Below are 13,921 nucleotides of genomic sequence, written 5' to 3'. Positions count from 1 at the left end.
AATGACCACTACTGACACCCGCGACACCCTGCAAAAATTCATCTTCGATAACGCCGCCGTCCGCGGCGAGCTGATCGAGATTTCCGACACCTGGCGCGAGATCCAGGCCCGCCACGCTTACCCGAAGGCGGTGCGCACGGCCCTCGGCGAAATGGTGGCGGCCAGCGCCCTGCTGTCGGCCAACCTGAAGTTCAACGGCGCCATCGTGATGCAGATCTTCGGCGACGGTCCGGTGCGCCTGCTGGTGGTCGAGTGCGACGCCAACCTGCGCATCCGCGCCACCGCCAAGCTGGCGCCGGACGCCGAGATCGCCGAGGATGCGAGCCTCGAGCAGATGTTCAATGCGCACGGCAAGGGCCGCTTCGTGATCACCCTCGACCCGGTCGACAAGGTGCCGGGCCAGCAGCCCTACCAGGGCGTGGTGCCGCTGATCGGCGAAAACATGGCGAGCGTCATCGAGAACTACATGCTGCGTTCCGAACAGATGGACACGCGTCTGTGGCTGGCGGCCGACGACCAGGTCTCGCGCGGCATGCTGCTGCAAAAGCTGCCGCGCCACAGCGGCAAGGACGACCAGCAGAAGCAGGCCTCGGAAGCCGAAGACCTGGAAACCTGGAACCGCGCCGTGATGCTGGGCCAGACCCTGAAGCGCGAGGAACTCCTGAGCACCGGCATCGAGACCCTGCTCAAGCGCCTGTTCTGGGAAGAGACCATCCGCGTGTTCGATCCGCAGCACCCGCAATTCCACTGCAGCTGCACCCGCGAGAAGGTCGGCAACATGCTCAAGATGCTGGGCCAGGCGGAAGTGGATTCAGCGCTGGCCGACCTGGGCGAGCTGGGCATCAACTGCGATTTCTGCGGCAAGCACTACGCCTTCGACAAGGTCGACTGCGCCCAGCTGTTCGCCAGCGATACGCCGGTGGAAACCATGATGCCGCCGAGCGGCGCGATCAACTGAGGATTGCTTGACGATGAAAGACACGCCCCGCAGCGCATTCCCCCATTTTCTGTCGATCCCGACACGCTGGATGGACAATGACAGCTACGGGCACGTCAACAACGTCAACTACTACAGCTTCTTCGATACCGCGGTGAACCGCCACCTGATCGACCAAGGCGTACTGGACATCCACCAGGACGGCACGGTGGGCCTGGTGGTGGAAACCGGCTGTTCTTACTTCAGTTCGATTTCCTTCCCGGACACGGTGCACGCCGGCGTCCGGGTGGCCAAGCTGGGCAACACCAGCGTGCGCTACGAGATCGCACTCTACCGGAACGACGAGCCCCTGCCCTCGGCAGCCGGGTATTTTGTTCACGTCTACGTCGATCGGGCCTCGAATCGCCCGACCCCGATTCCCGCCAAGGCGCGAGCCGTGCTCGAGCGTCTCATACCTGAGTAACTGTCGGGATTCCTTACATCATGATTCCTACAGTTAATGACTTTTAAGTAAGTCATTGATCCGTTTAACAATTCACATACTGGCATGGATCGTGCTACTTGCTGGGGACTTTAACGTACGGAAAGGTTCCTAATGCGCAAGGTTGTAGCAGGTTTATGCTTGATGGCCGGCATTGCCGCCTCGTCGGTCGCCGGTGCGACTGTCCTCAACGGCACGATTGCCAACTTCGATGCCGACGCCGATGGCATCGCGGACGATCTGAACATCGCGCGGATCACGTTCAACGTGAGCGCCGGCACCCAGGTCTTCTTCGATGTGCTGGCGCGCGAATCGACCGGCGTCGACCTGAACGGCGACGGCCTGATCACCGGCTTCGACAGCTACCTGATGCTTTTTGATGCGCGCGGGAATACCCTGACCATCGGCGACGACTGGATGGCGCCCACTCCCGACGGCTCGGTGGATTTCTTCGATTCGGCGATCCGCTGGACCTTCGCCGAAGCCGGCACCTACATGATCACGCTCGGCCAGGGCACCTACTTCCAGGACGAAGCCCTGCAGGGCTATGAAGCGAACCGTCCTTACGACGCCTTCATCGGCAACCAGAACTTCGGCGCCTGGCGCCTGACCATGACCGCAACCGGCGGCACGCTGTCGGACGTGGTGCAGGACGGCGTGCCCGTCTCCCAGGTGCCGGAACCAGGCTCGCTCCTGCTGCTGGGCGCCGGCCTTGCCGGTGTCGCGGCCGCGCGCCGCAAGCGCGCAGCGCGCCTGTAACACCTCCCTGCGCCGGCGGCTCAGGGCTGGGTGCCCGCCACCGGCGCGACGAACTCGTAGACCACCAGGGTGTCGTTGTCCCAACTCTTGTCGCGCAGCGGCACCGTATAGCCTTCTCCATGCGGCTGTAGAGGCAGCCCGGCCTTGCGCGTGCCCGACACCAGCGTGGCCTTCGCCAGCGGCTTGGGCGAGCGGTAGATGTAGCCCACCATCGGCAGATTGCACAGGCCGCCCGTCGCCACCGCGCCGGCGCGGTACAGCAAGGGAATCTCTTCCTTGCGCACCGCAACCGACACTTCGCACTCCAGGCGCAGGTCGCCCAGGCGGCGCGCGTTCTCCGGCACGCCCGGCGAACGCACCAGTGGACGCCAGCGGAACTGGTCTTTTTTGCGGTTCAGCAGCAGGTCAGCCTTGTCGTCCAGGGCTTCCTGGCTGCGCGGCAGCGCGAAGGTGCTTTCGGCGTCGATCGGCAGCGGAATATCCACCTTGTCGCCGGCGATGCGCAGTTGCAGGCCTTCCGGTGCGGCGATCTTGCCGTCCGCCGTCCGCAGTTCGAAGCGCAGGCTGGCATTCGGCGCCAAGGCCCGCTTCTCCTCCCAGGTATCGAGGCCGCGCACCATATGGCTGTAGGGGCGCAGGGCCGGATCCTTGATGCTGCTGACCCGCACCTCTTCGGTCACGGCGGGCCCCGCGGCCGTTTCCCCGTCCTGGGCAAACGCGGGCGCAGCCATGACCAGCAGCGCAGCCATGATGGAGAATCGCTTCATGCATATCCTTGATAAGTTGATAACCGGAGTACATGGATTGTAAGTACTGCCGGGCAATCAATCCACAGATATTTGCTTGTCCCACTCTCGAACCGGGACACTCAAAATACGCATTTTCCTTGTCGGTGCTAAGCTGATGCTTCTTTGACAGTGTTGTCATTTCCACACAAACACGACCGTTGACCTGAGGAGAAACACAATGCACATGGATACCGGAATCGGCACCGAAGACCGTGCCAAGATCGTCGAATCGCTGTCCACCGTCCTCGCGGACGCCTACATGCTGTACCTGAAGACCCACAACTTCCACTGGAACGTCACCGGACCGATGTTCTCGGCCCTGCACGTGATGTTCGAGGAGCAGTACACCGAGCAGTGGAATGCGCTGGACGAGATCGCCGAGCGCATCCGCGCCCTGGGCCACTTCGCCCCGGCCACCTACAAGCGCTATGCCGAACTGTCCAGCATCAAGGAAGAGCCGGAAGTGCTGTCGGCCAAGGACATGATCCGCCAGCTGGTGGACGGCAACGAAACCCTGATCCGCACCCTGCGTGCGGGCGTCCGGGTCGCGGACGAACTGGACGATTATCCGACCGCCGACATGCTCACCACCCGCATGGAAGTCCACGAAAAGAACGCCTGGATGCTGCGTTCCTTCCTGGAGCAAGGCGCCGGTTCGCACCAGGGCGACGCCTCGTCGGAATAAGCGCAGCGCGCCCCTAAAGCAGAAACGCGCCGGAAGGCGCGTTTTGCATTGAGGCGCGGGCGCTTCAGCCGCGTCCCGACATGTGCAGGTCGACCACCTTCATGATCTCGAGGGTGAGATCGAGGTTGAATTCTTCCGCCGTCAACGCGGCCTGCAGTTCTTCGCGCGGCATGCCGACGGCGGCGGCCAGCAGTCCGAGGCCGGGCGCCTGCGCCACGGCGCGCATGGCGGCCGTGATTGCGGCGCCGTCGCCGTCTTCGAACGCGTTGGCCAGCAGGTCGGCGATCGCGTCGAGCGAATCGAGGGAGGGGTTCTGTTTCGTCATGGGGTGAAAACGAAGCTCAGTGCTTCGTCTTGTCTTTCGGCTGTGGCGGTGGCGGCGGCACGGTCATCGAGACCGAGGGCTGTTCGTCCTTGCGCAGCACCTGCACGAAGATTTCGTTCTGCTTGATCATGCCCAGCTCGTAGCGGGCGCGCTCCTCGACCGCGCCGAAGCCGTCGCGCAGGTCGCGTACTTCCGACTCGAGCTTGTCGTTGCGCGTTTCCAGCATCTCGGTCTTGCGCCGGGTCTGGTCGACCTGGTAGCGCATGTCGGCGACGTCGAGCCAGCCGCCCTTCCCCAGCCACAGCGGGTACTGGATCAGCAGCAGCAGGACGGCAAGTGCAATGGTAATGAGTCGCATGGTCGTACGCGCAGCCGGACAACCCGTTCGGGCTGTCCGGCTCGAGGTCTTACTTCAGGTTGTAGAAAGCGTCGCGGCCCGGGTAGCTGGCAACGTCGCCCAGGTCTTCCTCGATGCGCAGCAGCTGGTTGTACTTGGCCATGCGGTCCGAACGCGACATCGAGCCGGTCTTGATCTGCAGGGCGTTCAGGCCCACCGCGATGTCGGCGATGGTCGAGTCTTCGGTTTCGCCCGAACGGTGCGAGATCACGGCCGTGTAGCCGGCGCGCTTGGCCATCTCGATGGCGGCGAAGGTCTCGGTCAGGGTGCCGATCTGGTTGATCTTGATGAGGATCGAGTTGGCGATGCCCTTCTGGATGCCCTCTTTCAGGATCTTGGTATTGGTGACGAACAGGTCGTCGCCCACCAGCTGCACCTTCTTGCCCAGCGCGGCGGTCAGGATCGCCCAGCCTTCCCAGTCGCCTTCGTGCATGGCGTCCTCGATCGAGATGATCGGGTAGCGGTCGCACCAGGTGGAGAGCATGTTGGTGAAGTCCTGTGCGCTCAGGGCCAGGCCGCCTTCGCCTTCGAGCACGTACTTGCCGTCCTTGTAGAATTCGCTCGCGGCGCAGTCCAGGCCGATGGCGATGTCCTGGCCGGCCACGTAGCCGGCCTGCTCGATCGCCTGCATGATCAGCTTGATCGCTTCTTCATGGTTGGCCACCGACGGGGCGAAACCGCCTTCGTCGCCGACCGCGGTGTTCAGGCCCTTCGAGTGCAGGATCTTCTTCAGGGTGTGGAACACCTCGGCGCCGTAGCGCAGCGCTTCCTTGAAGCTCGGTGCGCCGATCGGGATGATCATGAATTCCTGGATGTCCAGGTTGTTGTCCGCGTGCGCGCCGCCGTTGATGACGTTCATCATCGGGACCGGCATCTGCATCGCGCCCGAACCGCCGAAGTAGCGGTACAGCGGCAGGCCGGCTTCTTCGGCCGCGGCCTTGGCGACGGCCATCGAGACGGCCAGCATCGCGTTGGCGCCCAGGCGGCTCTTGTTTTCGGTGCCGTCGAGATCGATCAGGGTGCGGTCCAGGAAGGCCTGTTCATTGGCGTCCAGGCCCATGATCGCTTCGGAGATCTCGGTGTTGATATTCTCGCAGGCCTGCAGCACGCCCTTGCCGAAGTAACGCTTGGGGTCGCCGTCGCGCAGCTCGATCGCTTCGCGCGAACCGGTCGATGCGCCCGACGGGACGGCGGCGCGGCCCATCACGCCCGACTCCAGCAGGACGTCGCATTCCACGGTCGGATTGCCGCGCGAGTCAATGATTTCGCGGCCGATGATATCAACGATAGCACTCATGTTTTTCAGTCTCCGGAAGGGTAAGAATCTGGTGCGGCTAGCAGGCTAGCCCAAATCGATTGGCATTGTAACAAATGCGCGCGAGCGCCCGGCCGCCGGGCACAACGCGCGCATTTTCGTGCTGCAGTGTTACTTGAAGCTGGCTTCCAGGAAGCCGGTCTTCTTGACGATGCGGTCGATCTCGACCAGGGTCGTCAGCAGTTCCTTCATGCGGCCCAGCGGCACGGCGTTCGGGCCGTCCGACATCGCGTTGGCCGGATCCGGATGGGTCTCCATGAACAGGCCGGCGACGCCCGCCGCCACCGCCGCGCGCGACAGCACCGGCACGTGCTCGCGCTGGCCGCCGGACGAGGTGCCCTGGCCGCCCGGCAGCTGCACCGAGTGGGTCGCGTCGAACACCACCGGGCAGTTCGATTCGCGCATGATGGCGAGCGAACGCATGTCCGACACCAGGTTGTTGTAGCCGAAGGAGGCGCCGCGTTCGCAGGCCATGAAGTTGTCTTCCGGCAGACCGGCGTCGCGCGCGGCGGCGCGCGCCTTGTCGATCACGTTCTTCATGTCGCCCGGCGCCAGGAACTGGCCCTTCTTGATGTTGACCGGCTTGCCCGAACGCGCGCAGGCGTTGATGAAGTCGGTCTGGCGGCACAGGAAGGCCGGGGTCTGCAGCACGTCGACGACGCTCGCCACCTGCGGGATCATCTCTTCGTCATGGACGTCGGTCAGGACCGGCACGCCAATCTCCTTGCGCACGTCGGCCAGGATCTCCAGGCCCTTGTCGATGCCCGGGCCGCGGAAGGTCTTGCCCGACGAGCGGTTGGCCTTGTCGAAGGACGACTTGTAGATGAACGGGATGCCAAGCGCCGACGTGATTTCCTTCAGCGTGCCGGCGGTGTCGAGCGCCATCTGGCGCGATTCGATCACGCAGGTACCGGCGATCAGGAAGATTGGGTGCTCGAGGCCGACCTCGAAACCGGCGAGTTTCATGCTGCATCTCCTTGCAGTGCCGGCGCCCTTGGCGCCGAATTTGCGTCATTTACCGCTACGTTGGTCTTGGCCGCCTGATGCTTCAGGGCGGCCTGGATGAACGACGTGAACAGCGGGTGGCCGTTACGCGGAGTCGACTTGAACTCCGGGTGGAACTGCACGCCGATGTAGAACGGGTGGACTTCGCGCGGGAGTTCCATGATCTCGAGCAGGTCTTCGTTCGGGGTGCGCGCCGAGACCACCAGGCCCGCCGCTTCGATCTTCGGCAGGTAGTAGTTGTTGCCCTCGTAGCGGTGACGGTGGCGCTCGGTCACGACATTGCCGTAGATCTCGGCCGCCAGGGTACCCGGGTTCACCGCGCAGGTCTGGGCGCCCAGGCGCATGGTGCCGCCCAGGTCCGAGTTGACGTCGCGCTTCTCGACCTTGCCGTCATGGTTCTGCCATTCGGTGATCAGGGCCACGACCGGCTGGTCGGTTTCCGCATCGAACTCGGTCGAGTTGGCGTTCGGCAGGCCGGCCACATGGCGGGCGTACTCGATCAGCGCGACCTGCATGCCGAGGCAGATGCCCAGGTAAGGGATGCCGTTTTCGCGCGCATAGCGCGCGGCCATGATCTTGCCTTCCACACCGCGCTTGCCGAAGCCGCCCGGCACCAGGATGGCGTCGTACTTGGCCAGGTGGTCGCAGCCACGGCTTTCGATCTCTTCCGAGTCGAGGTATTCGATGTTGACGCGGCTCTCGGTATGGATGCCGGCGTGGCGCAGCGCCTCGGTCAGCGACTTGTACGATTCGATCAGGTCGACGTACTTGCCCACCATGCCGATGGTGATTTCGTGCTTCGGGTTTTCCAAGGTGTGAATCAGTTTGGTCCACATCGACAGGTCGGCTTTCGGCGCTTCCAGGCCGAGCGCTTCCAGGATGATGTCGTCCAGGCCCTGGTCGCACAGCACCTGCGGCACCTTGTAGATGGTGTCCACGTCCCACACCGAGATCACGGCCTGCTCTTCCACGTTGGCGAACAGCGAGATCTTGGCGCGCTCGTCGTCCGGGATGCGGCGGTCGGCGCGGCACAGCAGCGCGTTCGGCGAAATACCGATCTCGCGCAGCTTCTGCACCGAGTGCTGGGTCGGCTTGGTTTTCAATTCGCCGGCCGAGGCGATATACGGGACCAGGGTCAGGTGCACGAAGGCGGCGCCCTTGCGGCCGGAGCGCAGCGACAGCTGGCGCGCGGCTTCCAGGAAAGGCAGCGACTCGATGTCGCCCACAGTGCCGCCGATCTCGACCAGCGCCACGTCGACGCCTTCGGCGCCGCGGCGGATGTAGTCCTGGATCTCGTTGGTGATGTGCGGGATCACCTGCACGGTCTTGCCGAGGTACTCGCCGCGGCGTTCCTTGCGAATCACGGATTCGTAGATCTGCCCGGTGGTGAAGTTGTTCACCTTCTTCATGCGGGTGCTGATGAAGCGCTCGTAGTGGCCCAGGTCCAGGTCGGTTTCGGCGCCGTCGTCGGTGACGAACACTTCGCCGTGCTGGGTAGGACTCATCGTGCCCGGATCCACGTTGATGTACGGGTCGAGCTTGAGCATGGTGACTTTGAGGCCGCGGGATTCGAGGATCGCGGCGAGGGAAGCGGCAGCGATCCCCTTGCCCAGGGAAGACACGACGCCGCCAGTGACGAATACGAATTTGGTCATTTGTACTGAAGGTGCCGAATGGCACGCGCGGGAAATAGAAATTATACCTTAAAGCGCGCAAATACTTCTGGTCACCATGCCAAGGCGGGCCGAAAAAGCGCGGGCAGCGCGAGAATATGCCTCATCAATTGACCAACGGGCCGGGTGGCCACCTATACTGGGCTTTTTGCCCCGTCAACATGCATACCCTGATCGACCCGCCCGGCCCCTTCAGCCTGGATGCACCTGCTCCCATCCCTCAGCCGCGTCCGCTGTCGCTGGCCTTCACCGGCGACGGGCGCGAGTATTTCCGCATCTGGGTCGTCAACCTGCTGTTGAGCTTGGCGACTTTCGGTATCTACTCGGCCTGGGCCAAGGTGCGCCGGCTGCAGTATTTCGACCGTAACACGGTGCTGGCCGGCGCCAGCTTCGATTTCCACGGCAACCCGCGCGCCGTGCTGGTCGGGCGCCTGCTGTCGGTGGTGATGCTGGTGGCCTACCATTACGCCTTCGGCTTTTCCAGCAGCTTCGGCATGGTGGTCATCGGCGGCCTGCTGCTCGCCTTCCCCTGGCTGATGCGCGGGGCGCTGCGTTTCAGGCTCGGGAACACCAGCTACCGCGGCCTGCGCCTGGGCTTCGACGGCTCGGTTGGCCAAGCCTACCTGGCCTGGCTGCCGCCCGCCTTCACCTTCCTGATGCCGGGCGTGCTGCTGGCCCTGTACCCCGAAAAACCCTACCTGGCGGCGCTGCCGGTGCCGCTCTACCTGCTGTGGCCCCTGATGCATGCGCAGATCCGCCGTTTCCAGCATGCCCACTTGCTGTTCGGCGACCAGCATGCCCAGTACGCGGTCAAGTCGCGCCGCTTCTACCGCTTCTACCTGGTGGCGGGCGGCCTGGCCCTGGTGGCGGTGCTGGCCGCCGGCGTGGCGGCAGGCGTAGCGGGCGCCATGGCCGGCAACAAGCCGGGCGTGGCCCTGTTCATCGGCCTCGGCGTCGGTGTGGTGTCGGTCTACGTGGCCTATCTGCTGGTCGGGCCCTACATGGTGGTGCGGGTATCGAACCTGGCCTGGTCGAATACCAGCTTCCCCGGCCTGCGCATCCGCTCGACCCTGCCGGCGCGCGCCTTCATGAAGCTGCAGACCAAAAACGTCCTGCTCACCCTCCTCACGCTCGGCCTGTACCGCCCGTTCGCGGTGGTCAACGTCTACCGCTTCCGCCTGGCGCACCTGCACATCGAGGTCGACGGCGACATCGAAGCGACCGCCGCCCACGTGGCGACGCGCGCAGGCGCGGCCGGCGACAGCGTCGCCGACGGCTTCGGTATCGATCTCTCCTGGTAAGAAAGAGCAATCATGAGCGCAGCACACTACTTCGACGGCCGCAGCGCACGCCTGTACGTGGTCGACCTGAGCGCCGGCGACGGCGCCATCCACCTGCGCGGCGAAGCCACGCGCAGCTATTCCACCGCCGGCACCCGCCTGGCCGAACCCTTCGAACACGCCCCGACCGTGCTGTACTTCGAGGACGGCACCCACGCCGAGCTGCAGGACCCGGCCATGCGGCAGGTCGTGGCCGCGGCGCTCGGCTACCGCAAGCCCTGGGTGGTGCGCTGGCAGGAACACACTGCGGCCGCGCTGGTAGCGCTGGCGCTGCTGGTGGCCCTGATCCTCGCCGCCTGGCACTGGGGCGTCCCGGCTGCCGCCGAGCGCTTGTCGAACCAGGTGCCGCCGCAGGCCGACCAGGCCCTGGGGCAGCACGCCCTGTCCCTGCTGGAGCGCCAGGGCATGTTGCAGCCTTCGCGCCTGAGCGACGACCGCATCGCGGCCCTGGGCGCGATCCTGCAGCGGGTGCAGCCGGCCGCGCCGCGCATCCCGCTGCGCCTGCGCGTGGCGTCCGCACCGCGGCTGGGAGCGAACGCGCTGGCCTTCCCGGACGGCACCATCGTCCTGACCGACGAAATGGTGCGCCTGGTGATGGGCAAGAACAACGACCTGGATGCCCGGGCGGCGGCGGCGCTGGCCGGCGTGCTGGCGCACGAAGTTGCCCATGTCGAGGAGCGCCACAGCGTGCGCGCGATCACCCGTTCCTCGCTCACCGCGGCGCTGTCGGCCACCCTGTTCGGCGACTTCAGCGCGGTGGCTGCCGGCCTGCCGGCAGTGCTCACCAATACTGAATATTCGCGCGCCAACGAACAGGCCGCCGACGACTACGCGGCGCGCACGCTGCGCGCGCGCGGCATCCCGACCGCGCCGCTGGCCGACCTGTTCGAACATCTCGACAGGAATGACGACAAGATGCCGAAGTTCTTCCGCCAGGCGATGTCGTATGCGGCGACCCACCCGGACGGCGATGCCCGCAGCCGACGCCTGCGCCAGGGTGAACCCGAACAGGTCGATTGAGAATGTTGTAAATCGTCTATACAAGCACCGATAATAGTTGCATAGAGACAACAAAAAGCTGCGCTCGCGTTTCGGTTGGGCAATAATTGTTACTTTCAATTGTATGCATGGGCGGGCCAAGCGGGCCTGCCCCCCTACCTGACCTATGCGCACTTTCAATAATCTCAGCATCGGCATGCGCCTTGCGGCCGGCTTTGCCCTCACCCTCCTGATGGTCGTGCTCATCGCCGGCACCGGCGTCTGGCGCCTCAGGCAAGTCGATGCCGCCACCCAGGCCACCCTGGCCGAGCCGCTCACCAAGGAGCGCCTGATTGCCGAGTGGTACACCCAGATCTACGCCGCCGTGCGCCGCACCGCCGCAATCGTCAAGAGCAGCGACCCGTCGCTGACCGCCTATTTCAAGGAAGATTCGGCCGCGACCGCCAAGCTGTCGACCGAGCTGATCAAGCAGATCGAGCCCTTGATCAGCGGTGACAAGGAAACCGCCCTGTTCCAGCGCATCCAGGAACAGCGCAAGCTGTACGGCGCCGCGCGCGACAATGCGGTCAAGGCCAAGTCCGAGGGCAATCCCGAGTTGGCCGACAAGATCCTCGAAGAGAGTTTCACCCCGACCGCCAAGGCCTATCAGGAATCGGTGCGCGAACTGGTCTCCCTGCAGCGCGAGAACATCGCCGCCACCGCCGCCGGCATCGACGCCATCTCCGCGCGCGGCGAGATGGTGATCGCCGGCCTGACCGCGTTCTCCCTGCTGCTCGGCGCGCTGTCCTCGTGGCTGCTCACGCGCGGCATCGTCGGCCCGATCCGCACCGCGGTGCTGGTCGCCGAAACCGTGGCCGCCGGTGACCTGACCCAGCGCATCGAAGCCGATACCAAGGACGAAACCGGCGCCCTGCTGCGCGCCCTCGCCCACATGAACGAGAGCCTGGCGAAGATCGTCAGCGAAGTGCGCAACAGCACCGACACCATCGGCACCGCCTCGGGCGAAATCAGCGCAGGCAGCCTGGACCTGTCGAGCCGCACCGAACAGCAGGCCGCCTCGCTGGAAGAAACCGCCGCCTCGATGGAGCAGCTGACCGGCACCGTGCGCCAGAACGCGGACAATGCGCGCCAGGCCAACCAGCTGGCGATCACCGCATCCAACGTGGCGGTCGATGCCGGCAGCGTGGTGGGCCAGGTGGTGACCACCATGGGCTCGATCAACGAATCCTCGCGCAAGATCGTCGACATCATCGGCGTCATCGACGGCATCGCCTTCCAGACCAATATCCTGGCGCTGAATGCGGCGGTGGAAGCGGCGCGCGCGGGCGAACAGGGCCGCGGCTTTGCCGTGGTGGCATCGGAAGTGCGCACCCTGGCCCAGCGTTCGGCGGCAGCGGCGAAAGAGATCAAGACCCTGATCGGCGACTCGGTCGAAAAGGTCGACGCCGGCACCAAGCTGGTCGACCGGACCGGCGCCACCATGGAACAGGTGGTCACCTCGATCCAGCGCGTCACGGACATCATGGCGGAGATCGCATCGGCCAGCCAGGAACAGATCCATGGCATCGAGCAGGTCAACCATGCCGTGGGCCAGATGGACGAATCGACCCAGCAGAACGCCGCGCTGGTGGAAGAATCGGCCGCCGCCGCCGGCGCCCTGCAGGAACAGGCGCAGCGCCTGGCCGGCATGGTCGGCGTGTTCAAGCTGGACGCGCGCCTGGCAGCGCAGGCCCCGGCTGCGCCTGAAGTCAAACTGCCGGCGCGTGCACTGACTGTCGTGTCCAAACCCGTGCGCAAGGAGCCGCGCATGGCGGCGGCCAAGTCGGCTGCACCTGCCACGGCAGAGGAGTGGGAAGCCTTCTGAACCGCACAAAAAAAATGACGAAACGCCCGGCCCGTGAGCCGGGCGTTTTTGCTTTTGTGCACATATTTTTTCAAATTACTGGATCAAATAGCCAGAATTTGACGATTTCGCGCGACAGTCGCACTTTGTTTCCTTGACGCACTACTGGCACTGGGGCACAGTTTTGCCTGAGCAGCGGCCTCGCCGCATCCCCTTCATTTCTTGCCGATCCCATGCCCGTCGATTACCAGCAGCCGCCCGCCGAAGTCGCCCAGGTCCAGCCTGCCGCCACCGCTTCCTTCGATGAACAGTACGAGCAGGCGCGCAGCCTGGCCAATACCGTCCAGCCAGAGCTGGCGCTGGCCGCCTACAACGCCCTGCTGGCGCGTTCTCCCGGCAACGTCGACGTGCTGCTCGGCCGCGGTATCGTGCTCAGCCGCCTGGAGCGCTGGAGCGAGGCCGAAGCCGACCTGACGGCGGCGGCGAAGGCCTCGCCCGACTACGCCGACGTCTGGTTTGCCCTCGGTAACCTGCATCAATGGCAGGGCCAGTCCGCCAAAGCCGCCGAGGCCTACGGCCGCGCCGCCGCCCTGCGCCCTGACGACGCCGCCGCGCCGGCTGCGCGCGACCGTGCATTGCGCGCGCTGCAGCCGCGCCCGGGTACTCCAGAGGCAGCCGTCGCCGACGGCATCACCTGGTCCGCCGGCCTGTCCGGCAGCTGGCAGGATGTGGGCAGCGGTCCGCGCTGGAACGACCAGACCCTGAGCCTGCGCCATTACATGAAACGCGGCTCGATCGGCTTCGAAGCCCTGCGCGCGCACCGCTTCGACCAGACCGGCCGCGCCTGGGCGATCGACGCCTACGCCAGCCTGTGGGACGGCGCCTATGCCAACCTGCGCTACCAGCGCGCGCCCAGCGAACGCCTGTTCCCGGCCAACTCCGGCCGCATCGAGCTGTACCAGTCGCTCGGCGGCGGCTGGGAAGCCTCGCTCAGCGACGACGTGCTGGGCTTCGATTCGCGCGTGAACATCTATGGCGTCGGCCTCGGCAAATACACCGGCAACTTCTACCTGCAGCTGCGCCACCAGAACATCGTGTCCGAAGGCTCGCACAGCTCGGGCGACCGCCTGCTGGCGCGCTGGTACTACGCGGGCGACGGCGACAGCTGCCTGGAAATGACAGCCAACCGCGGCCGCAGCGACGATCCGCTCTCGCTCACCGGCGGACGCGCGCGCTCGGGCGGCGGCAGCGTGAACTGGGTGCACTACCTGTCACGCCACTGGGGCGGCAAGGTCGGCGCCAGCTTCGCGCGCAGCGGCGCCAACGAGGCGCGCGAACGCGGCCTGACGTTCGGCATCTACCGACGCTGGTAAG

General features: G+C 65.2%; 14 protein-coding genes. 8 read left to right on the top strand and 6 right to left on the bottom strand.

What is annotated here, in order from left to right:
• Position 1 precedes the first annotated feature (1 nt).
• The 3 genes from hslO to GV068_RS21900 all read left to right on the top strand — a co-directional run bounded on the left by hslO (position 2) and on the right by GV068_RS21900 (position 2,177).
• Entirely contained in the window at positions 2 to 958 is a 957-nt protein-coding gene (gene hslO / locus GV068_RS21910; RefSeq protein WP_159702910.1) for an Hsp33 family molecular chaperone HslO, read from the top strand.
• A gap of 13 nt (positions 959 to 971) precedes the next feature.
• Positions 972 to 1,400 carry a thioesterase family protein gene (locus tag GV068_RS21905; RefSeq protein WP_159702907.1) on the top strand — a complete coding sequence of 143 codons (429 nt, stop codon included), beginning with the start codon at positions 972 to 974 and terminating at the stop codon, positions 1,398 to 1,400.
• A 162-nt stretch (positions 1,401 to 1,562) separates the two neighbouring features.
• Positions 1,563 to 2,177 carry a DVUA0089 family protein gene (locus tag GV068_RS21900; protein WP_201303333.1) on the top strand — a complete coding sequence of 205 codons (615 nt, stop codon included), beginning with the start codon at positions 1,563 to 1,565 and terminating at the stop codon, positions 2,175 to 2,177.
• Between the two features lie 20 nt (positions 2,178 to 2,197).
• Here the strand turns inward: GV068_RS21900 and GV068_RS21895 are convergent, their stop codons facing one another.
• A complete protein-coding gene (locus GV068_RS21895; RefSeq protein WP_159702901.1) occupies positions 2,198 to 2,944 on the bottom strand; it encodes a hypothetical protein in 747 nt (248 codons plus the stop codon).
• Between the two features lie 199 nt (positions 2,945 to 3,143).
• Between GV068_RS21895 and GV068_RS21890 the strand changes: the two genes are divergently transcribed.
• A complete protein-coding gene (locus tag GV068_RS21890; protein ID WP_159702898.1) occupies positions 3,144 to 3,650 on the top strand; it encodes a Dps family protein in 507 nt (168 codons plus the stop codon).
• Positions 3,651 to 3,714: 64 nt separating this feature from the next.
• Here GV068_RS21890 and GV068_RS21885 read toward each other — a convergent pair whose 3' ends face one another.
• The 5 genes from GV068_RS21885 to GV068_RS21865 all read right to left on the bottom strand — a co-directional run bounded on the left by GV068_RS21885 (position 3,715) and on the right by GV068_RS21865 (position 8,347).
• Complete coding sequence (locus GV068_RS21885; RefSeq protein WP_159702895.1) at positions 3,715 to 3,975, bottom strand: DNA-binding protein; 261 nt, start codon at positions 3,973 to 3,975, stop codon at positions 3,715 to 3,717.
• 16 nt (positions 3,976 to 3,991) lie between these two features.
• Positions 3,992 to 4,333, bottom strand: a complete 342-nt coding sequence (gene ftsB, locus GV068_RS21880; protein WP_159702892.1) for a cell division protein FtsB — start codon at positions 4,331 to 4,333, stop codon at positions 3,992 to 3,994.
• Positions 4,334 to 4,382: 49 nt separating this feature from the next.
• The gene (gene eno, locus GV068_RS21875; protein WP_159702890.1) at positions 4,383 to 5,669 is read right to left on the bottom strand and encodes a phosphopyruvate hydratase; all 1,287 of its coding nucleotides are present in this window, start codon (positions 5,667 to 5,669) and stop codon (positions 4,383 to 4,385) included.
• 129 nt (positions 5,670 to 5,798) lie between these two features.
• Positions 5,799 to 6,653, bottom strand: a complete 855-nt coding sequence (gene kdsA / locus GV068_RS21870; protein WP_159702887.1) for a 3-deoxy-8-phosphooctulonate synthase — start codon at positions 6,651 to 6,653, stop codon at positions 5,799 to 5,801.
• Entirely contained in the window at positions 6,650 to 8,347 is a 1,698-nt protein-coding gene (locus GV068_RS21865) for a CTP synthase (protein WP_159702884.1), read from the bottom strand. Before GV068_RS21865 ends, kdsA begins: the two co-directional genes overlap by 4 nt.
• A gap of 179 nt (positions 8,348 to 8,526) precedes the next feature.
• Between GV068_RS21865 and GV068_RS21860 the strand changes: the two genes are divergently transcribed.
• The 4 genes from GV068_RS21860 (at position 8,527) to GV068_RS21845 (ending at position 13,920) form a co-directional block, all read left to right on the top strand.
• Positions 8,527 to 9,666 (top strand): YjgN family protein, encoded by a 1,140-nt coding sequence (locus GV068_RS21860; protein ID WP_159702881.1) that lies wholly within the window; start codon positions 8,527 to 8,529, stop codon positions 9,664 to 9,666.
• Positions 9,667 to 9,678: 12 nt separating this feature from the next.
• The gene (locus GV068_RS21855) at positions 9,679 to 10,725 is read left to right on the top strand and encodes a M48 family metallopeptidase (protein ID WP_159702878.1); all 1,047 of its coding nucleotides are present in this window, start codon (positions 9,679 to 9,681) and stop codon (positions 10,723 to 10,725) included.
• 145 nt (positions 10,726 to 10,870) lie between these two features.
• Positions 10,871 to 12,568 (top strand): methyl-accepting chemotaxis protein, encoded by a 1,698-nt coding sequence (locus tag GV068_RS21850; protein WP_159702875.1) that lies wholly within the window; start codon positions 10,871 to 10,873, stop codon positions 12,566 to 12,568.
• Between the two features lie 212 nt (positions 12,569 to 12,780).
• A complete protein-coding gene (locus tag GV068_RS21845; RefSeq protein WP_159702872.1) occupies positions 12,781 to 13,920 on the top strand; it encodes a YaiO family outer membrane beta-barrel protein in 1,140 nt (379 codons plus the stop codon).
• Position 13,921 lies beyond the last annotated feature (1 nt).

The organism is Massilia sp. 9I (genome assembly GCF_902506415.1).
In the GTDB taxonomy this organism is placed as follows: Bacteria; Pseudomonadota; Gammaproteobacteria; order Burkholderiales; family Burkholderiaceae_D; genus Telluria.
This window is presented reverse-complemented; position numbering and strand designations above follow the sequence as displayed.

Excerpts from the sequence above, each read along its gene's own strand:
- GV068_RS21845 (WP_159702872.1), top strand. The coding sequence starts at position 12,781 with ATGCCCGTCGATTACCAGCAGCCGCCCGCCGAAGTCGCCCAGGTCCAG.
- GV068_RS21895 (WP_159702901.1), bottom strand. The coding sequence starts at position 2,944 with ATGAAGCGATTCTCCATCATGGCTGCGCTGCTGGTCATGGCTGCGCCC.
- kdsA (WP_159702887.1), bottom strand. The coding sequence starts at position 6,653 with ATGAAACTCGCCGGTTTCGAGGTCGGCCTCGAGCACCCAATCTTCCTG.
- eno (WP_159702890.1), bottom strand. The coding sequence starts at position 5,669 with ATGAGTGCTATCGTTGATATCATCGGCCGCGAAATCATTGACTCGCGC.
- GV068_RS21850 (WP_159702875.1), top strand. The coding sequence starts at position 10,871 with ATGCGCACTTTCAATAATCTCAGCATCGGCATGCGCCTTGCGGCCGGC.
- GV068_RS21865 (WP_159702884.1), bottom strand. The coding sequence starts at position 8,347 with ATGACCAAATTCGTATTCGTCACTGGCGGCGTCGTGTCTTCCCTGGGC.
- GV068_RS21905 (WP_159702907.1), top strand. The coding sequence starts at position 972 with ATGAAAGACACGCCCCGCAGCGCATTCCCCCATTTTCTGTCGATCCCG.
- GV068_RS21885 (WP_159702895.1), bottom strand. The coding sequence starts at position 3,975 with ATGACGAAACAGAACCCCTCCCTCGATTCGCTCGACGCGATCGCCGAC.
- hslO (WP_159702910.1), top strand. The coding sequence starts at position 2 with ATGACCACTACTGACACCCGCGACACCCTGCAAAAATTCATCTTCGAT.
- GV068_RS21855 (WP_159702878.1), top strand. The coding sequence starts at position 9,679 with ATGAGCGCAGCACACTACTTCGACGGCCGCAGCGCACGCCTGTACGTG.
- GV068_RS21860 (WP_159702881.1), top strand. The coding sequence starts at position 8,527 with ATGCATACCCTGATCGACCCGCCCGGCCCCTTCAGCCTGGATGCACCT.
- GV068_RS21900 (WP_201303333.1), top strand. The coding sequence starts at position 1,563 with ATGGCCGGCATTGCCGCCTCGTCGGTCGCCGGTGCGACTGTCCTCAAC.
- ftsB (WP_159702892.1), bottom strand. The coding sequence starts at position 4,333 with ATGCGACTCATTACCATTGCACTTGCCGTCCTGCTGCTGCTGATCCAG.
- GV068_RS21890 (WP_159702898.1), top strand. The coding sequence starts at position 3,144 with ATGCACATGGATACCGGAATCGGCACCGAAGACCGTGCCAAGATCGTC.